At 72.0% G+C, this 18436-nt stretch carries 16 protein-coding genes; 12 read left to right on the top strand and 4 right to left on the bottom strand.

Going from position 1 to position 18436, the window contains the following annotated elements; translation table 11 throughout:
* The 5 genes from ABD811_RS41605 to clpB form a co-directional block, all read left to right on the top strand.
* The coding region (locus ABD811_RS41605) for an Hsp70 family protein (protein WP_344958891.1) at positions 1 to 1201 on the top strand (1201 nt) is incomplete at its 5' end.
* Positions 1198 to 1893, top strand: coding sequence for a nucleotide exchange factor GrpE (gene grpE / locus ABD811_RS41600; RefSeq protein ID WP_344958889.1), 696 nt, complete (start codon positions 1198 to 1200; stop codon positions 1891 to 1893). The genes ABD811_RS41605 and grpE, both read left to right, overlap by 4 nt.
* Before the next feature lie 96 nt (positions 1894 to 1989).
* Positions 1990 to 3162 (top strand): molecular chaperone DnaJ, encoded by a 1173-nt coding sequence (gene dnaJ / locus ABD811_RS41595; RefSeq protein WP_344958887.1) that lies wholly within the window; start codon positions 1990 to 1992, stop codon positions 3160 to 3162.
* 7 nt (positions 3163 to 3169) lie between these two features.
* A complete protein-coding gene (locus tag ABD811_RS41590) occupies positions 3170 to 3616 on the top strand; it encodes a heat shock protein transcriptional repressor HspR (protein WP_344958885.1) in 447 nt (148 codons plus the stop codon).
* Positions 3617 to 3665: 49 nt separating this feature from the next.
* Positions 3666 to 6263: an ATP-dependent chaperone ClpB gene (gene clpB, locus ABD811_RS41585; RefSeq protein WP_344958883.1), complete on the top strand. Its 2598-nt coding sequence runs from the start codon at positions 3666 to 3668 to the stop codon at positions 6261 to 6263.
* 40 nt (positions 6264 to 6303) lie between these two features.
* Here clpB and ABD811_RS41580 read toward each other — a convergent pair whose 3' ends face one another.
* A complete protein-coding gene (locus ABD811_RS41580) occupies positions 6304 to 6429 on the bottom strand; it encodes a hypothetical protein (RefSeq protein WP_344958881.1) in 126 nt (41 codons plus the stop codon).
* A gap of 240 nt (positions 6430 to 6669) precedes the next feature.
* Complete coding sequence (locus tag ABD811_RS41575) at positions 6670 to 7929, bottom strand: hypothetical protein (RefSeq protein WP_344958879.1); 1260 nt, start codon at positions 7927 to 7929, stop codon at positions 6670 to 6672.
* 319 nt (positions 7930 to 8248) lie between these two features.
* Between ABD811_RS41575 and sigJ the strand changes: the two genes are divergently transcribed.
* The 5 genes from sigJ (at position 8249) to ABD811_RS41550 (ending at position 13952) form a co-directional block, all read left to right on the top strand.
* Positions 8249 to 9124 carry an RNA polymerase sigma factor SigJ gene (gene sigJ, locus ABD811_RS41570; protein ID WP_344958877.1) on the top strand — a complete coding sequence of 292 codons (876 nt, stop codon included), beginning with the start codon at positions 8249 to 8251 and terminating at the stop codon, positions 9122 to 9124.
* Between the two features lie 130 nt (positions 9125 to 9254).
* Positions 9255 to 10370, top strand: coding sequence for an amidohydrolase family protein (locus tag ABD811_RS41565; RefSeq protein ID WP_344958875.1), 1116 nt, complete (start codon positions 9255 to 9257; stop codon positions 10368 to 10370).
* Between the two features lie 32 nt (positions 10371 to 10402).
* Positions 10403 to 10858, top strand: a complete 456-nt coding sequence (locus ABD811_RS41560; protein ID WP_344958873.1) for a hypothetical protein — start codon at positions 10403 to 10405, stop codon at positions 10856 to 10858.
* Positions 10855 to 12354: a multicopper oxidase family protein gene (locus ABD811_RS41555; protein WP_344958872.1), complete on the top strand. Its 1500-nt coding sequence runs from the start codon at positions 10855 to 10857 to the stop codon at positions 12352 to 12354. The genes ABD811_RS41560 and ABD811_RS41555 overlap by 4 nt, the downstream gene beginning before the upstream one ends.
* A gap of 248 nt (positions 12355 to 12602) precedes the next feature.
* A complete protein-coding gene (locus ABD811_RS41550; RefSeq protein WP_344958870.1) occupies positions 12603 to 13952 on the top strand; it encodes an outer membrane protein assembly factor BamB family protein in 1350 nt (449 codons plus the stop codon).
* A gap of 72 nt (positions 13953 to 14024) precedes the next feature.
* Here ABD811_RS41550 and ABD811_RS41545 read toward each other — a convergent pair whose 3' ends face one another.
* A complete protein-coding gene (locus ABD811_RS41545) occupies positions 14025 to 14372 on the bottom strand; it encodes a hypothetical protein (protein ID WP_344958868.1) in 348 nt (115 codons plus the stop codon).
* Between the two features lie 239 nt (positions 14373 to 14611).
* Here ABD811_RS41545 and ABD811_RS41540 point away from each other — a divergent pair, with 239 nt between their 5' ends.
* Positions 14612 to 15328: a TetR/AcrR family transcriptional regulator C-terminal domain-containing protein gene (locus tag ABD811_RS41540; RefSeq protein WP_344958867.1), complete on the top strand. Its 717-nt coding sequence runs from the start codon at positions 14612 to 14614 to the stop codon at positions 15326 to 15328.
* Between the two features lie 263 nt (positions 15329 to 15591).
* Positions 15592 to 16572, top strand: a complete 981-nt coding sequence (locus ABD811_RS41535) for an NAD(P)-dependent alcohol dehydrogenase (protein WP_344958865.1) — start codon at positions 15592 to 15594, stop codon at positions 16570 to 16572.
* 118 nt (positions 16573 to 16690) lie between these two features.
* Here ABD811_RS41535 and leuA read toward each other — a convergent pair whose 3' ends face one another.
* Positions 16691 to 18370 carry a 2-isopropylmalate synthase gene (gene leuA, locus ABD811_RS41530; RefSeq protein WP_344958895.1) on the bottom strand — a complete coding sequence of 560 codons (1680 nt, stop codon included), beginning with the start codon at positions 18368 to 18370 and terminating at the stop codon, positions 16691 to 16693.
* Positions 18371 to 18436 lie beyond the last annotated feature (66 nt).

Here is an 18436-nt window from a genome sequence, read left to right as displayed (position 1 = left end):
CAAGGACAAGATGGCGCTGCAGCGGCTGCGCGAGGCGGCCGAGAAGGCCAAGATCGAGCTGTCGTCCTCCTCGGAGACGCAGATCAACCTGCCCTACATCACCGCCTCGGCCGAGGGCCCGCTGCACCTGGACGAGAAGCTGACGCGCGCGGAGTTCCAGCGCATGACCGCCGACCTGCTGGAGCGCGCCAAGAACCCGTTCCACCAGGTGATCAAGGACGCCGGGATCAGCGTCAACGACATCGACCACGTCGTCCTGGTCGGCGGCTCCACCCGTATGCCCGCCGTGAGCGAGCTGGTCAAGGAGCTGACGGGCGGCAAGGAGCCGAACAAGGGCGTCAACCCCGACGAGGTCGTGGCGGTGGGCGCGTCGCTGCAGGCCGGTGTGCTCAAGGGCGAGGTGAAGGACGTCCTGCTGCTGGACGTCACGCCGCTGAGCCTGGGCATCGAGACCAAGGGCGGCATCTTCACCAAGATCATCGAGCGGAACACCACCATCCCGACCAAGCGGTCGGAGGTGTTCACCACCGCCGACGACAACCAGCCGTCCGTGGAGATCCAGGTCTTCCAGGGCGAGCGTGAGATCGCCGCCTACAACAAGAAGCTGGGCACCTTCCAGCTGACCGGCATCGCGCCCGCGCCGCGCGGCGTGCCGCAGATCGAGGTCACCTTCGACATCGACGCCAACGGCATCGTCAACGTCTCGGCGAAGGACCTGGGCACCGGCAAGCAGCAGTCGATGACCATCACCGGCGGCTCGGCCCTGCCCAAGGACGACATCGAGCGGATGATGCGGGAGGCCGAGCAGTACGCCGAGGAGGACCGGCGGCGCAAGGAGGAGGCCGAGACCCGCAACCAGGCCGAGACCCTGGCCTACTCGACCGAGAAGTTCCTCAAGGAGAACTCCGAGAAGATCCCCGAGGACGTCAAGAAGGAGGTCGAGGAGGCCGTCGCCGAGGTCAAGAAGAACCTGGAGGGCGGCGACATCGACGCCATCCGCACCAGCTCCGAGAAGCTGGCGCAGGTCAGCCAGAAGATGGGCGCCGCCATCTACGCCCAGAACCAGCCCGCGGGCGAGGGCGCGGCCGCCGGCGCCGACGCCGGCGCGGGGGCGTCCGGTGACGGGCAGGCCCAGCAGGACGACGAGGTCGTCGACGCCGAGATCGTCGACGAGGACAAGCCGAAGGGTGGTGCCGCGTGACGACCCCTCCCACCAAGGGCGAGGGCGAGGAGCGCGAGGCCCCGGTGATCCGTGACCGGCGCCGCATCGACCCCGAGACCGGCAAGGTCCGGGAGGGCGGCCAGGCCCAGGCCGCGCCGGAGTCCGCCGCGGACTCCGGCGCGGGGGCGGCCGCCGCGGGGCAGGCACCGGCCGGCGAGGGAGCCTCGGCCGGCGAGCAGGCGCTCCGGACCCAGCTCGACGAACGCACCGCCGACCTGCAGCGGCTGAAGGCCGAGTTCGACAACTACCGCAAGCGGGTCGAGCGCGACCGGCTGGCCGTGCGCGAGCAGGCCCTGGCCAACGTGCTGAACGAACTGCTGCCGGTGCTGGACGACATCGGCCGCGCCCGCGAGCACGAGGAGCTGACCGGCGGGTTCAAGTCGGTCGGCGAGGCGCTGGAGGCCGTGGTCGGCAAGCTCGGGCTGGAGAAGTACGGGGAGAAGGGCGAGCCCTTCGACCCGACGGTGCACGAGGCGCTCATGCACTCCTATTCGCCCGACGTGACCGACACCACCTGCGTGGACGTGCTGCAGCCCGGCTACCGGATCGGCGAGCGCGTGCTGCGGCCCGCGCGCGTCGCGGTGGCCGAGCCCGCCCCCGGGTCGGCCGCCGCCGAGGACGGCGGCACGTCCGAGGGCGGCGGACAGCCCAAGGCCGACGACGGCGAGTAGATCCCCTTCCGCGACGGTCCCGCCTCGGCGACGATGATCGGGGCGGGACCGTCCAGGACGAACGAAGAACGTGGCGCGAGCAGAGAGCGGGGCATCGTGAGCACCAAGGACTACCTGGAGAAGGACTACTACAAGGTCCTCGGTGTCTCGAAGACGGCCTCGCAGGACGAGATCAAGAAGGCTTACCGCAAGCTGGCCCGCAAGTACCACCCGGACGCCAACAAGGGCGACGCCGACGCCGAGGACCGCTTCAAGGAGGTGTCCGAGGCCTACGACGTCCTGTCCGACGAGAAGCGGCGCAAGGAGTACGACACGCTGCGGTCGATGCCGGGCGGGTTCCGCGGCGGCCAGCAGGGCGGCGGCTTCGGCTTCGACCTGGGGGACCTCTTCGGGCAGACCGGGGGCGCGGGCGGCGGCGGCGCCGGCGAGCGGCTCGGCGACCTGTTCGGCGGGCTGTTCGGACGCGGCGGCACCCGCACCACCACCGGGCCCGGCGCCCGCCGGGCACGGCGCGGCGCCGACGTCGAGACCGAGGTGACGCTGTCGTTCGGCAAGTCGCTGTCGGGCGCGACCGTGCCGCTGCGGCTGACCAGCGAGGCGGCGTGCCCGAACTGCCGGGGCACCGGCGCCCGCAGCGGCACCGTGCCGCGCGTGTGCCCGTCCTGTGAGGGCACCGGCCTGGAGACCCGCAACCTGGGCAGCTTCGGCTTCCAGGAGCCCTGCAAGGAGTGCCGGGGCCGCGGGCTGGTCGTGGACGACCCGTGCCCGAACTGCCACGGCAGCGGACGGGCGACCGGCACCCGCACCATCCAGGCCCGTATCCCGGCGGGGGTGAAGGACGGGCAGAAGATCCGGCTCAAGGGCAAGGGGGCGCCCGGCGAGAACGGCGGCCCGGCCGGCGACCTGTACGTCAACATCAAGGTGCGGCCGCACCCGGTGTTCGGCCGCAGCGGCGACAACCTGACCCTGACGGTCCCGGTGACCTTCCCGGAGGCCGCGCTGGGCGCCGAGATCAAGGTGCCGACGTTCGGCGGGCAGCCGGTGACGCTGCGCCTGCCGGAGGGCACCCCCAACGGCCGCACCTTCCGGGTGCGCGGCCGGGGCGCGACCCGGCGCGACGGCACCAAGGGCGACCTGCTGGTCACCGTGGAGGTGCAGGTGCCGCAGAAGGTCGACGACCCGACGCGCGAGGCGCTGGAACGGCTGCGCGCCGCGGGCGGCGGTGACGAGCTGCGCGGCGAGCTGCTCCGGCAGGCCAGGGAGGAGTGAGCGTTCCATGGACCCGTTCGGCGACGACACCCCGGTCTACGTGATCTCCGTGGCGGCGCAGCTGTCCGGCCTGCACCCGCAGACGCTGCGCACCTACGACCGGCTGGGGCTGGTGTCGCCCGGTCGCACGGCCGGGCGCGGCCGCCGCTACTCGATGCGCGACATCGTGCAGCTGCGCGAGATCCAGCGGCTCTCCCAGGAGGAGGGCATCAACCTGTCGGGCATCAAGCACATCCTCGAGCTGCAGCGCGACAACGTCCGGCTCCGCGAGGAGCTGGCGGCGGCCCGCGCCGCGCTGGAGGAGCTGAGCAACGAACTCGAATCGACCCGCGCCGTCGCGGCGCGCCTGGCGCAGCAGCGGCGTCGCGGGGACACCGGCGGCACCTCCGGTGGCGACCTCGTGCCGATCCGCCGCACCAGCGTGGTGCTGTGGCACGAGCGCCGCTCCGAGTAGCGCCGCCGAGCGACGGCCCCGTCCGGGCCGAGGGGGAGCTGAACGCACCATGGACTACAAGCTGACGCAGAAGAGCCAGGAGGCGGTGTCGGTCGCGGTCCGCCGGGCCGCGGCCGAGGGCCACCCGCAGGTGGAGCCGCCGCACCTGCTCACGGCGCTGATCGGGCTGAGCGACGGCACGGCGGTGCCGCTGCTGGAGGCCGTCGGCGCCGACTGGAGGGAAGTGCGCCGCCGCGCCGAGGAGCTGCTGGAGCGGCTGCCGAAGGCGGCGGGCGCGACCGTGTCGTCGCCGCAGCTGTCCCGGCAGCTGATCGTGGCGATGAACACCGCCGCCAACCACGCCAGGCGGCTGGAGGACGAGTACGTCTCCACCGAGCACCTGCTGGTCGGCCTGGCGTCCGACGGCGGTGCCGTGGCCGACCTGCTCAAGGAGTTCGGGGCCACGCCGCAGGCGCTGCTGGAGGCGTTCGAGCGCGTGCGCGGGCACGCCCGCGTCACCAGCGAGAACCCCGAGGAGACCTACCAGGCGCTGGAGAAGTACGGCGTCGACCTGACCGCGCGGGCCCGCGAGGGCCGGCTCGACCCGGTGATCGGCCGCGACACCGAGATCCGCCGCGTGGTGCAGGTGCTGTCGCGGCGCACCAAGAACAACCCGGTGCTGATCGGCGAGCCCGGCGTCGGCAAGACCGCCGTCGTGGAGGGCCTGGCGCAGCGGATCGTGGCCGGGGACGTCCCCGAGTCGCTGCGCAACAAGCAGCTCGTCGCGCTGGACCTCGGCGCGATGGTCGCGGGCGCCAAGTACCGGGGCGAGTTCGAGGAACGCCTCAAGGCCGTCCTGAACGAGATCAAGGCCAGCGAGGGCCGGATCATCACGTTCATCGACGAGCTGCACACCGTGGTCGGCGCGGGCGCCGCCGAGGGCGCGATGGACGCGGGCAACATGCTCAAGCCGATGCTGGCCCGCGGCGAGCTGCGCATGATCGGCGCGACCACGCTGGACGAGTACCGCGAGCGGATCGAGAAGGACGCCGCGCTGGAGCGCCGGTTCCAGCAGGTGTACGTGGGCGAGCCGACGGTCGAGGACACCGTCGCGATCCTGCGCGGGCTCAAGGGCCGCTACGAGGCGCACCACAAGGTGCAGATCAACGACTCGGCGCTGGTCGCGGCCGCGTCGCTGTCCGACCGCTACATCACCGCGCGCTTCCTGCCGGACAAGGCGATCGACCTGGTGGACGAGGCCGCGTCCCGGCTGCGCATGGAGATCGACTCGCGTCCCGTCGAGATCGACGAGCTGCAGCGCGCCGTCGACCGGCTGCGCATGGAGGAACTGGCCCTCGCCAAGGAGACCGACGAGGCGTCCCGGGCACGGCTGGAGCGGCTGCGCAAGGACCTGGCCGACAGGCAGGAGCAGCTCAACGCCCTCAACGCCCGCTGGGACCGGGAGAAGGCCGGGCTCAACCGGGTCGGCGAGATCAAGGAGCGCATCGACCAGCTGCGCGGCGAGGCCGAACGCGCCCAGCGCGACGGCGACCTGGAGACCTCCGCCCGCCTGATGTACGGCGAGATCCCCGCGCTGGAGAAGCAGCTCCAGGAGGCCTCCGAGCAGGCCGAGACCCGCGAGGCGATGGTCAAGGAGGAGGTCGGCCCCGACGACGTCGCCGAGGTCGTGGCGTCCTGGACCGGCATCCCCGCGGGCCGTCTGCTCGAAGGCGAGACCGCCAAGCTGCTGCGCATGGAGGACGAGATCGGCCGGCGCCTGGTGGGTCAGAAGGCCGCCGTGCGCGCCGTCTCCGACGCGGTGCGCCGCGCCCGCACCGGCATCTCCGACCCGGACCGTCCGACCGGCTCGTTCCTGTTCCTCGGCCCGACCGGCGTCGGCAAGACCGAGCTGGCCAAGGCCCTCGCGGAGTTCCTGTTCGACGACGAGCGGGCGCTGACCCGCATCGACATGAGCGAGTACTCCGAGAAGCACAGCGTGGCGCGCCTGGTCGGCGCCCCGCCCGGCTACGTCGGCTACGAGGAGGGCGGCCAGCTCACCGAGGCCGTGCGGCGCCGCCCGTACTCGGTGGTGCTGCTGGACGAGGTGGAGAAGGCCCACCCCGAGGTCTTCGACATCCTGCTGCAGGTGCTGGACGACGGCCGCCTGACCGACGGGCAGGGCCACACGGTCGACTTCCGCAACACGATCCTGATCCTGACGTCCAACCTGGGGTCGCAGTTCCTGATGGACGCCGACCTGTCGGACACCGCCAAGCGCTCGGCCGTCATGGAGACCGTCCGGGCCGCGTTCAAGCCCGAGTTCCTCAACCGGCTGGACGAGGTGATCGTGTTCGACTCGCTGTCCACCGAGGAGCTGACCGGCATCGTCGACCTGCAGATCGACCGGCTCCGCCGGCGCCTGGCCGACCGCCGCCTGACGCTCACCGTCACCGAGGCGGCCCGCGAGTGGCTGGCCCTGACCGGCTTCGACCCGCAGTACGGCGCCCGTCCGCTGCGCCGCCTGGTCCAGTCGGCCATCGGCGACCAGCTGGCCCGCGCCCTGCTGTCGGGCGAGGTCCGCGACGGCGACGAGGTGGTCGTCGACCGCGCCGAGGACGCCGACGCGCTCACCGTGGCGCCCGCCCGCGCGGTCGACCTGGCGAAGTGATCCCGACAGCGTGATCCCGACAGCGTGATCCCGCGACCGGTCACCGGCCCTCGTGCCGGTGACCGGTCAGCGCGTTGGCGGGGTTGGGCGGCGGCGGCAGCACCCCTGCCGCCAACACGGCGACCAGCATCGCGATCACGACCTTCATCCGCCTACGTCCGCTCATATCCCCGAATCTAGGCAGCGCCCGCCCGCCGCCCCAGGGAGCAGACTCCCCAAGCGGGGTGGGGCCAACCCGAACACTCCGCCACAGGGTTCCTCTACCTGGACGACGACCCCCTGCAAGCGGTCGACGCGGCAACGACACCGACGTGCTCGCCTTCAAGGTCGGCCGACGGATACCTCGCGAGCCCGCCGAACCTCTCCCCGAGCCGCCCCGGCGACGGCCTGACGCCGGGCCGGGGCGTCATGTGTGGACGCCGAACCCGCCGAAGGATCCGAAGTCGCCGCCCCCGTAGTCGCCGCCGCCGGGGTCGGTGGGGTAGCTGCCGCCGTGGTATCCCGACGTTCGGCGGGACTTGTCGGCGGCCCGCTCGGCCCGCCATTGGGCGCGCTGCGCGCGCTCGCGCTCAAGCTCCTCACGGTTGCGCAGGCGCTCCACCACGGGACCGAACCAGTCGTCGACCATGGCCAGGAACGACTGCGGGAACTCAGGGACCATGGGACGTCCCGCCGGAGTGGTCCCGGAGGGCGGCGGCAGTCGCGCGGCCATGTCGGCCAGTTCACGGTCGGCGAGACGGACCGAATCTTCGTCCCAGTCCACCAGGTGCAGATCGAGGCGCTTGTCCCGCGCCTCCTCGATGACGTCCTTGAGGCGGCTGACCGACGTGGCGGTCTCGGCCGGCGCCGCCACGTCCGAGCGGGTGATGCGGAACTCGTCCGTTCCGGCGGGCGCCAGGTACCACAGCTTCCGCTGCTGCCAGGTGAACAGCCCGGCGAAGTGCGCGCTGATCCGCGGATAGGTTCTCGCGGTCTGCTCTGCCTGCGCGCGCACCTCGTCGTGGATCGGCCGGTACTGCTCGGACGCGCGCAGGAGACGGTCGTACCCGTCCGTCAGCGCCGCCTGCCATCGCGCGAACCGCCTGGGGGTGCGCCGGGGCGACGGGGCGATGCGGTGCCCGTACTCGGTCCAGGCGTCGCCGAGCTGCCGGACCACTTCGTCGATCTCGGTGAGATACGCGATCGCGGCCTGCTGCCACCGCCGGAGATCGTCCTCGTCCGCCGCGACGTGGACCGCCTCCACCACCTCTGCCGCCCATGGCTCGTCGCTTGCGAGGCCCGCACGCTCGCGAGGCTCCAGCATCGGTTCGGGGGCGTCGGGCTCGGGCTCCGCGGGCAGACGCATGCGCAAGTCGGCGCCCCATGACGCATCGGGCTTCTCATAGGAGGCCACGTACAGATCACACAACGCCGACAGCCGATCTTGGAAGATCGGGGGGAACCATTCGGAAGAAGGGCGGCAGCGCCGGAAGAACGTGTACGGGACCTGCCACTTCATCTGGTGCCGATATGTGAAGCCACCGAAAGGGTGCCGCACTTCGATCTGGATTCCCTGTGACATGGACAGGTGCCGCCAGCCCAGGTCCGGCAGGTCGTTGTTCCAGTGCCCCTTGAACAGCGGATGCTCCCGATGCGGCCGGCGCTGCGCATACGGCAACAGCCACATGGCCCGCGTGTCCGGCTCACCCCGTTCCCGCGCGAGAGCCAGCAGGTCGGTCCGACGCCGCTCCCTACGCCTCTCCAACCGGTCGCCCATGCATCCCTCCGAGCAGCGCCAAACGACGGTCAATATAGGGGTGATACCCGCTAGCGCGCTCGGACCGACCGGGCGATCGGCGGGCTGCTCGCCGCACCCGGACCGAGGGGATGTCACACTTCGAGGGGCTGTGTCGTCCTTCGGGCATGAGAGCGGCTGTGATCGTCGGAAGCAGGTCGTCGGAGGGGCGGGTCATCGCCCCCTGCGGGAACGTCCGCGGGGCGGGAGCATGACGCGCGAGGAGCTCGTCCGGGCCTTCGAGGCCGAACGTCCGCGGCTGCGGCGCATCGCCTACGCCACGTTGGGATCGGTGGCCGAGGCGGAGGACTGCGTGCAGGAGGCGTGGCTGCGGCTGCGCGCCCTGGACGACCCGGAGGAGATCCGCGACCTGCAGGGCTGGCTGGTCAGGACGGTCGGACGGCTGGCGCTCGACGCGCTCGGCAGCGCCCGCGCCCGGCGGGAACGCTATGTCGGGACCTGGCTGCCCGAACCGCTGGTCGGGGAGCACGAGGCGGACCCGGCCGACCGGGTCACGCTGGACGAGTCGGTCAGCACGGCCCTGCTGCTGGTGCTGGAGAGCCTGTCGCCGGCCGAGCGCGCGGCGTTCCTGCTGCACGACGTGTTCGGCATGACCTTCGACGAGGTGGCGGAGGTGGTCGGCCGGTCACCGGTCGCCGTCCGGCAGCTGGCCTCGCGCGCCCGCCGGCACGTCGCCGAGGGCCGTCCGCGTTTCCCGCCCTCCCCCGCCGAGCAGCGGGCGCTGGTCTCCGCGTTCGCCGCCGCGTGCCGGCGCGGCGACCTGGACGGGCTGGTGGCGTTGCTGGCGCCGGACGTGGTGTGCCGGGGCGACGGCGGCGGCAAGGTCAGAGCCGTCCCGCACGAGGTGCGCGGCGCCGAACCTGTCGCGCACCTGCTGCTGTCCTTCACCCGCGGCGCCGAGATCGACATGCGGTTCGCCACCGTCAACGGCGCGGCGGGGCTGGTCCTGCGGGCTCCCGACGACGTGCTGTCGGTGGCGTCGTTCACCGTGGACGCCGGACGCGTCGTCGCGGTCGACGTGGTCCGCAATCCCGACAAGCTCACCTACGTCCCCGAGCCTCGCTAGCCGGAGGACGACAAACCCCGCACAGACCCGGCCCGCCGCGTCACCAATTCCACTCCGGTACGCGGCACCCCCCCTTGCTCACCCTCAGCAATCGATCTATTCACCTCTGTAACGAATTGGGAGTTTCGTCATGCGAACCCTCATCCGTGATGTGCGCCTGTTCGACGGGACGCGGGTCCTTGAGCGCGCGGACGTCCTCATCGACGGCGCCACGATCGTCGAGCCGGACGGCCGCGATGCCGACGTCGTGGTCGACGGCATCGGCCGGACGCTGCTCCCGGGGCTGATCGACGCCCACACCCACACCTTCGACGGCGACCTGGCCACGGCCCTGCGGTACGGCGTGACGACCGAGCTGGACATGTTCTGCCTGCCCGGCAACCTGGCGCGGCAGCGCAAGCTGGCCGCCGAGCGCGACGACGTCGCCGACCTCCGCAGCGCCGGGGTGCTGGCCACCGCGCCCGGCGGCCATCCGACGGGGGTCATGACGGCGATGGCCGACCAGCTGCCCGGCGCGCCGGACGCGGTCGGGCCGTTCGACACGATCTCCTCCGCCGCCGAGGCCGAGGCGTTCGTCGCGGCGCGCGTCGCCGAGGGCAGCGACTACCTGAAGATCGTGATCGACGACGGCTCGACGGGCTGGAGCCCGGTGCCCACGCTCGGCCGCGACACCGCGACGGCGCTGGTCGAGGCGGCCCGCGCCGCCGGGCTCCGCAGCATCGCGCACGTGGCCACCGCCGCCGACGCGGCGATCGCCCTGGACGCGGGCGTCGACGGGCTGGGCCACGTCTGGTCCGACGCCGCGCCGGGCGATCCGGCCGCCGACCGGCTGATCGAGCGGATCGCCGAACAGGACGTCTTCGTGATCACCACGCTCGCCTACATCGAGGTCGTCGGCGAGAACGACCCCGGACGCGCCCAGCGCGCCAAGCGGGTGGCGGGCGCGCTGCACCGCGCCGGTGTGCCGTTGCTGGCCGGGACCGACGCCACCCCGTTCGCCCCCGGCCACGGCGACGGCCTGCACCGGGAACTGGAACTGCTGACCGGGGCCGGGCTCACCCCGCTGGAGGCGCTGACCGCGAGCACGAGCGTCACCGCCGACCGCTTCGGCCTGACCGACCGGGGGCGCGTCGCCCCCGGCCTGCGCGCCGACCTGGTTCTGGTGGAGGGCGACCCCACCCGCGACATCACCGCGACCCGCGACATCCGCGACGTGTGGCGGTGCGGCGTCCGGCAGTCCCGCTGAGCCCGTTCCCGTCGACTTCCGGAGCGACCTCCATGCCCCACCGACGCGACCGTGACCCGCTGCGGCTGATGCGGGTCACCGTCCTCCTCCAGACGATCGTCATCTTCGCGCAGGCGGTGTCGGCCGGCCTCCTGCTGGCCTCGGTTCCGGCGGGCCGGACGGTCCACGGCGTCATGGCCGGTGCCGTCGTCCTCGCCGTGCTGCTCAACCTCGGCGCCGCCGTCCTGGCCTGGCGGCCGTTCGGCGGCCCGGCGCGAATGATCGTCAAGAGCACGCCCATGCTCGTGTTCGCGCTGGTGCAGACCGCCCTCGGGTACGCGCACGTTCGGGAGCTGCACGTGCCCGTCGGCGTCCTGATGTTCGGCGCGAGCATCATGCTGCTGACGCAGGTCAGGTCCGCGGGACGGCCCGGCCCGGACGATCCGGACCGTTCCGCCGGCCCGGCGGCCCGCTCCGCCGCCCCCGTCCGCACCGGGAGCGCGTCATGAACCTCACCCGAAGGCACGCGCTGCGCCTGCTCGGCGCCTCGGCCGTGGCGGTGCCCGCCGCCGGGCTGCTGGTGTCCGCCACACGCGGGAAGGTCGACACGGTCGGCCGGGTCGCGTTCACCAACCGGGTGCAGGCGCCGCCGCTCGCCCCGTCCCGGATCGACGCCGCCGGACGCCGCGTGTTCGACCTGCGCGTCCGCACCGGACGACGCGAGTTCGTCCCTGGCCGTCCGTCGGCGACCTGGGGCATCGACGGCGACTACCTCGGCCCGACCCTGCGCGCCCGGCGCGGCGAGCGGGTGCTGGTCAACGTCACCAACCAGGTCGGCGAGACCACCACCCTGCACTGGCACGGCATGCACCTGCCGCCGGAGATGGACGGCGGGCCGTACCAGCCGATCAGGCCGGGCGCCACCTGGTCGCCGACCTGGACGATCGACCAGCCCGCCGCGTCGCTGTGGTACCACCCGCACCCGCACGGACGCACCGCCCGGCACCTGTACCGGGGGCTGGCGGGCATGTTCCTGGTGGACGACGCCCCGGTGCCCGGCCTGCCGCACCGGTACGGCGTCGACGACGTCCCGCTGATCGTGCAGGACCGCAGGCTCGTGGACGGCAGGCTCGACCCGGACGAGCCGATGTCCGGCACCACCGGCTTCCTCGGCGACCAACTGCTCGTCAACGGCGTCCTCGGCCCGTACCTGGAGGTCACCACCACGCGCGTCCGGCTGCGGCTGCTGAACGGTTCCAACGCGCGCGTCTTCAACTTCACCTTCGCCGACGGACGCGCGTTCGCCCAGATCGCCTCCGACGGCGGGCTGCTGCGGGCGCCGCACACCACCCGCCAGGTCCAGCTGGCCCCGGGGGAGCGCGCGGAGATCGTGGTGACGGTCGCGCCGGGGGAACGCGCCGTCCTGCGCAGCGTCGCCCCCGCCACGGGCGCCGGTTTCGTCCAGCGGGACGGCGGCTCCGACCGGTTCGACGTCCTGGAACTACGCGCCGCCGCCCGGCTGGCCCCGTCCCCCGGCCTGCCCGCCCGCCTGGCCGACGTCCCCGCGATCCCGGCGCGCACCGCCGTCCGGACCCGCACCTTCGAACTCGCCGAACACCAGATCAACGGCAGGAAGATGGATCCCGGCCGGATCGACGCCCACGTGCTCAGGGACACCACCGAGATCTGGGACGTCCGCAGCGGCGACGGCACCCTGCACAGCTTCCACGTCCACGACGTGCAGTTCCAGGTGCTGTCGGTCGACGACCGGCGCCCGCCCCCGCACCTGGCGGGCTGGAAGGACACCGTCCTGCTGCCCCCGGGAACCCGGATGCGGCTCATCATGCGGTTCGACGACTACGCCGACCCGCACCGGCCCTACATGTTCCACTGCCACATGCTCTACCACGAGGACCAGGGGATGATGGGCCAGTTCGTCGTCCTCGAACGAGGCCAGCCCCCCGCCCCGCCGCCCTCCCCCGGCCTCCGCCAACACCACCACTGACAGGCGCCCCGGCCAGGACCCCGTTTTCCGGTGAGCCCACCGACGCCGTAGGATCCCTGATCGATCTTCTTGGGGGGCGGGTGGGGAAACGGGTTTCCGCTGCGGCACTGGTCGCCCTGCAGTGCCTGGTGGCGCCCATGGTGCTGGGCTGGGCCGCAGCGTTCGACATCAGATATTGGAGCTTGCCGAGGGGGAACTGCGGTAGCGGACTACCTGCCTGCTCCCAGGGAAGCGTCCCCATCATCTGGATGACGCTGGGGCTGAACCTCCTGCTCCTGATCAGCATCATCTTCGTCATCGCGACGGTCCGGTCCCGGCTGCGCCGGTCGGCCAAGCAGCTGATCGCGGCGGGCTCGGCCGCCCTGCTGGCCTTCGCACTGGGATACTGGCCCGCCGATCGGGCGTTCGGGGCCTTGCGGGGGCGGCTGCTGCAGGTCGCCTGGACGACGCCGTCCGAACGCCCCGCCACGACGCGCGCCGCCGGGGTCTGGTCCGACGGGCCGCGGGTCGTCCGGGCCCGGTTCGACCGGCTCATCGCCTACGACGTCGAGCAGCAGGCGAGCACCTGGGTCCACGAACTGCCCGCCCGCGTGGAACTGTGCGCGATGAGCCGCTCGACGTCCGGCGGTGTCGGGCTCATCGGCTACGGCCCGGCCGGGACCACCTGCACCACGCTCGCCGCGATCGATCTGCGCACCGGACGGACGCTGTGGACACGGAGCCTGGGCAGCCGGCGCTTCTCCGCGAGCGAGGGCCGGGAGGCCGACCGCATCGAGATCTCGGCGCGGGCCGCCGTCGTGGCCGGCGACGCCACGGTGATGGCGTTCGCCCCCCGGACGGGCAGGCCGCTCTGGCGGTGGTCGGTGCCCGGTTGCACTCCCCGCGCGGTGGGAAACGGGCCCGGCGGAACGGTGGTCCTGTCCGGCTGCGGCGCCAGGGGCTTCACGGTCTCGGTCCTGAACCCCCGCACCGGACGGCCACTGCGTCGCACGGCGGTGACCGACGCACCCGAAGGCCAGGTCCGATCGGCCGAACTGGTGTCGGCGCACCCGCTGCTGGTCAAGATCGGCGAGAGCGGCGAACGCGGACGCGAGGTGCTGCACACGTTCGACGAGACGGGCAGGCCACGCGCCGCCATCCCCTTCGACGACCAGGACGGGAAGATCGAACTGGAGGAGCACCCCGGAGATTTCCCGCTCCGCCCGGTGCGGCGATTCGCCGTCCACGGCGACACGCTGCTGCTGGTGGCCGAAGGCGACGACCACCGCACCAGCGACGCCCTCGTCGCGTACTCGCCGACCACGGGAGAACGCAAATGGTCACGCCCCCAGAAGCGGCTGGCCATCAAGTGGATACGCCTCACCGGCGACCGGATCGAAGCACCGGTGTCCAGCAGCACCGGACGCCATCTGCGCGTCCGGAACTTCTCCCTGACCGGAGCGAAGATCGGCGGCGACCTCACCAACGACGACCAGGACATCTTCTTCTACAGCGGCGCCCTTGAACCCGTCACGGTCGGCGAATTCCTCGTCGTCGTCCGGGCCGACGCCACCAAACGCTACGGCGGAGGCCCCATCACGGCACTACGCCCGAAGTGATCGGGCGTCGACCTGAGGTGGGGCGGAGCCGTTCCTGTGTCAGTGGATGCGGGAAATTGTCGGCACGGTTCGTCAGCGTATGGAGCCGCTGAGGTTGCTGGTGCCGCTGCCCGAGCCTTCGGCGCGGGTGAAGGGCCGGCCGTCGACGTAGGCCACGGCGCTCACCGGGCCGTCGTCCTGGCGTCGTATGGCAACGCTCCAGGTGTCCTCGCCCTGCTTGGTGAGTTTGATGTCCTTCCGCCAAGGCAGCGCCACCTTGGGCTCCGTCGTGGAATGGCCGTTGATGACGTAGGTGACGGTGACACTTCCCTCGCCGGTGATGTCGAGGGTGAGCGTGTGCGGCTCGTCATTGGACGAGCAGGCGGCCGACAGCAGTACGACGGCGGCCAATGTCAGCGGCCACCCGCCAGATGTGATCATCCGATCGCTCCTCGCAACGGTCACCGACAAGCTACCGGGGACGCGGAACGCCTGCCGCTGCGAGCCGACATCAATTTCCCGTCCCTCTGGAGCGGTTGACCCATGGCGGCCGAGTGAGCGCCCTGCACTGAGGGCCGTCCCACCGGCGGGCTGCCGCCTGGGCTGACGGAACGGCCGACGCCTGGCGTGGGCCGGGGAGACTTACCGTGTACGGGTAGAGTGCGTCGGGAGGAAGATCCATGACTCCACGGACCGACGCCGACGAGCTGACCGAGCAGCCCCGGATTCCGCTGAGCCGGAGGCGGGTGCTGCGCGCCGCCGTGGAGCTCGCCGACCGCGACGGCCTCGACTCGCTCACCATGCGCCGGCTGGCGCAGGAGGTCGGGGTCGAGGCGATGTCGCTGTACCACCACGTCGCCAACAAGCAGGCCGTCTTCGACGGCATCGTCGAGGTGATCCTCGGGGAGATCATGGCGGCGGTGGAGGAGGTCGAGGCTCCGTCCCCGGAGGAGGACTGGCAGGCGGCGCTGCGCGCGCGGATCCTCGCCGCCCGGGAGGTCCTCCTGCGCCACCGCTGGGCCCCGCAGGTACTGGAAAGCCGCACCGAAACCAGCCCGGCCGTCATCGCCTACTACGACCACGTCGTCGCCATCCTTCGGGCGGGCGGGTTCTCGTTCGACCTGGCGCACCACGCGCTGCACGTCCTGGGCAGCCGCGCCCTCGGGTTCACTCAGGAGTTGTTCCAGCCCGGCGGCGTCCAGACCTCGAACGCCGAGGCCGCCGCGATGATGGAGCAGATGGCCGACCGGTTCCCGAACATCGTCGGGATGCTGGCGGACGCCGTCCACGACGATCCGGACGGCACCCTGGGCTTCTGCGACGACCAGTTCGAGTTCGAGTTCGCGCTCGACCTGATCCTCGAAGGGCTGGAACGGCGCCGCGCCGCCGGTTCCTGACCGAGCGCGCCACACTCTCATCACCTTCGGTCACCGACTGAGCCCCTTCACGCCACACCCCTTGACTCCCTTACGCCGCACGATAACCTTACGACGTACGACAGCCTTACACCGTACGACAGCGGCCCGCCCGGAAGCGGCACGCGGACACCAGGCACAGGGGCCGATGAGCGCCCGTAAGAGCCGGACACCTGAGCGCGTTCAGGTCATCCCGGCCCACCCCCCTCTCACCCGGTGTGGACACCCACCGAAAGGAAGACGCCATGAAAGCCTGGACCTGGGACCGCTACGGCCCGCCCGACGTGCTTACTCTCCGAGACATCAACGAACCCGACATCGCGCGGGACGAAGTGCTGGTGCGGGTGCGGGCGGCATCCGTCAACCCCTACGACTGGCGCCACATGCGGGCCCACCCGAAGCTGGTCCGGCTGAGCATCGGCCTGCGGCGGCCGAGACCGGGCCTGGTCCTCGGCGCCGACCTCGCCGGCGTCGTCGAGCGGGTGGGCAACGAGGTGACCGGCCTGCGTCCCGGCGACGAGGTCTTCGGGGAGGTCCGGCTGGGATCGTTCGCCGAGACCGTCGCCGTCCCGCGCAACAGGCTGGCCGTCAAGCCCGCTCGTCTCACCTTCGAGCAGGCGGCGTCGGTGTCGATGGCCGCGCACACCGCGCTGCAAGGGCTGCGGGACGCGGGGAGGCTCTCCGCCGGGCAGCGGGTCCTCGTCAACGGAGCCTCCGGCGGCATCGGCACGTTCGCCGTCCAGCTCGCCAAGGCATTCGGAGCCGAGGTCACCGGCGTGTGCAGCACCCGCAACATCGAACTGGTCCGCTCCCTGGGCGCGGACGACGTCGTCGACTACACCCGCGAAGACTTCACCGAACGGAAAGGGCGCTACGACCTGCTCATGGACATCGTGGGCGACCGGTCACTGGCGCAGCTGCGGCGCCCCCTGACCTCCCGTGGGACGCTCCTGATCGTCGGCGGCATCGCCTCGCCCCGCGGCGGTTTGCTCGGCCCCGCAGCGCAGATGCTCCGCGGGGCCCTGGCCTCCCCCTTCGTCAGCCAGCGCATCACCAGTGTCAGCTGGAGGCCCAACTCCACCGACCTCCGGTTCCTGGCCGAACTCATGGAGAAGGAACAGCTGACACCCGTCATCGACCGGACCTACCCGTTCACCGACCTCCCCGAGGCCCTGCGCTACGTCGAGCACGGCCACGCCCGAGGCAAAGTAGCCATCACCCTCTGACCCCAGGCCGCGCACGCGCCCGGCGCAGGGGGACGTTCCGCACTCTCGGCGGGGAGCCGGTACGGGCACCGCGACCACGGCCGCGCCGCTCCAGGGCTGTTGCGGCGCGGCCGCCGGGTCATCGTGCGCGGTTCACGGCCGACACCAGCGCTTGTACCGACGCCGTCAGCAGGGAGGTGCTGAGGCCGGCACCCCAGCGTGTCACCCCGTCGACACGGCACTCGACGTACGCGGCCGCGGGGGCGTTCGCCCCCTTCTGTGTGGCCTGCTCGACGTACTGCAGCACGTCCACCTTGATCCCGGCCTTCGCCAACGCGTCGGTGAGTGCGTCCAGGGGGCCGTTGCCCGTGCCCGTGTGCTCGCCCTCCACCCCGTCGACGCGTAGCACACCGGTGAAGTCGTGCCGCTCGGGCCCGGTGTGAGCGGTGCGCCACTCCACCAGCTCGACCGGCCCCTCGTCCGCCTTGTCCAGGTACTCGGCGCGGAAGAGGTCCCACAGCTGCGCGGCGGTGACCTCCGTGCCGCTGTCGTCCGTGGCACGCTGCACGACCTGCGAGAACTCGATCTGCAGCCGCCGGGGCAGGTCCAGCCCGTACTCGCTGCGCAGCAGGTAGGACATGCCGCCCTTCCCCGACTGGCTGTTGACGCGGATCACCGCCGCGTAGTCGCGTCCGACGTCCGCCGGGTCGATCGGCAGGTACGGCACGTCCCACGGCGCCTCCCGCTCCGGCACGCCGAGGTCGGCGGCGCGACGCGCGTGGTGCGCCATGCCCTTGGCGATCGCGTCCTGGTGGGTGCCGGAGAACGCGGTGTAGACCAGGTCGCCCGCGTACGGGTGGCGTTCGTGCACGGGCAGCCGGTTGCAGTGCTCGGCCGTACGGCGGATCTCGTCGATGTCGGAGAAGTCGATCCGAGGGTCGACGCCCTGCGCGTGCAGGTTCAGCGCCAGCGTCACCAGGTCGACGTTGCCGGTGCGCTCGCCGTTGCCGAACAGGCACCCCTCGACCCGCTGCGCGCCCGCCAGCAGCGCCAGCTCGGCGCACGCCACCCCGGTGCCCCGGTCGTTGTGCGGATGCACCGAAAGGATCACCGCCTCCCGGCACGCCAGGTGGCGGTGCATGTACTCGATCTGGTCGGCGTACACGTTGGGCGTGGCGATCTCGACGGTGACGGGCAGGTTGTGGATCACGGGCCGGTCGGGCGACGCCTCCCACAGCCGGGTCAGGCTGTCGCAGATCTCCAGCGCGTAGTCGGGCTCGGTGAGCATGAACGTCTCCGGCGAGAACTCCATGCGCACCCCCGGACACCGGGACGCCAGCCGCCCGACGTGTGCGGCGGCCTCCAGGATCAGGGCGTGCACTTCGGCCCGGTCACGACCGAGCACCACCTGGCGCCAGGTCGGCGCGGTGGCGGTGTACAGGTGGACGACCGCGCGCGGCAGACCCTCGATCGAGGCGAACGTCCGCTCGATCAGGTCGGCGCGGGCGGCGGTGAACACCACCGGTGTCACGTCGTCGGGCACCGCGTCCGTCTCGACCAGGTGCCGGACGAAATCGAAGTCGGTCCGGCTGGCCGACGGGTAACCGACCTCGATCTCCTTGAAACCCATGGCCACGAACAGGTCGAACATCCTGCGCTTGCGCGCGGGGTCCATGGGCTCGGCCAGGGCCTGGTTTCCGTCGCGCAGGTCCACCGGCACCCACAGCGGGGCGCTTTCGACGCGCCGGTCGGGCCAGGTGCGGTCGATGTCGGGCAGGGGTACGCGCTCGTGCGCCGGGCGGTAGCGGTGGTACGGCATCGCACTGCCGCGCTGCGGATTCCACCACGGCGCGTCGTCGGGCACCGGGCCTTCGGGGGTGCGCAG

It is taken from the genome of Actinomadura miaoliensis (assembly GCF_039536785.1).
In the GTDB taxonomy this organism is placed as follows: domain Bacteria; phylum Actinomycetota; class Actinomycetes; order Streptosporangiales; family Streptosporangiaceae; genus Spirillospora; species Spirillospora miaoliensis.
This window is presented reverse-complemented; position numbering and strand designations above follow the sequence as displayed.

Excerpts from the sequence above, each read along its gene's own strand:
- ABD811_RS41590 (WP_344958885.1), top strand. The coding sequence starts at position 3,170 with ATGGACCCGTTCGGCGACGACACCCCGGTCTACGTGATCTCCGTGGCG.
- ABD811_RS41545 (WP_344958868.1), bottom strand. The coding sequence starts at position 14,372 with ATGATCACATCTGGCGGGTGGCCGCTGACATTGGCCGCCGTCGTACTG.
- ABD811_RS41540 (WP_344958867.1), top strand. The coding sequence starts at position 14,612 with ATGACTCCACGGACCGACGCCGACGAGCTGACCGAGCAGCCCCGGATT.
- clpB (WP_344958883.1), top strand. The coding sequence starts at position 3,666 with ATGGACTACAAGCTGACGCAGAAGAGCCAGGAGGCGGTGTCGGTCGCG.
- leuA (WP_344958895.1), bottom strand. The coding sequence starts at position 18,370 with ATGCCGTACCACCGCTACCGCCCGGCGCACGAGCGCGTACCCCTGCCC.
- ABD811_RS41550 (WP_344958870.1), top strand. The coding sequence starts at position 12,603 with ATGACGCTGGGGCTGAACCTCCTGCTCCTGATCAGCATCATCTTCGTC.
- ABD811_RS41575 (WP_344958879.1), bottom strand. The coding sequence starts at position 7,929 with ATGTGGCTGTTGCCGTATGCGCAGCGCCGGCCGCATCGGGAGCATCCG.
- sigJ (WP_344958877.1), top strand. The coding sequence starts at position 8,249 with ATGACGCGCGAGGAGCTCGTCCGGGCCTTCGAGGCCGAACGTCCGCGG.
- ABD811_RS41555 (WP_344958872.1), top strand. The coding sequence starts at position 10,855 with ATGAACCTCACCCGAAGGCACGCGCTGCGCCTGCTCGGCGCCTCGGCC.
- ABD811_RS41580 (WP_344958881.1), bottom strand. The coding sequence starts at position 6,429 with ATGAGCGGACGTAGGCGGATGAAGGTCGTGATCGCGATGCTGGTCGCC.
- ABD811_RS41535 (WP_344958865.1), top strand. The coding sequence starts at position 15,592 with ATGAAAGCCTGGACCTGGGACCGCTACGGCCCGCCCGACGTGCTTACT.
- ABD811_RS41560 (WP_344958873.1), top strand. The coding sequence starts at position 10,403 with ATGCCCCACCGACGCGACCGTGACCCGCTGCGGCTGATGCGGGTCACC.
- ABD811_RS41565 (WP_344958875.1), top strand. The coding sequence starts at position 9,255 with ATGCGAACCCTCATCCGTGATGTGCGCCTGTTCGACGGGACGCGGGTC.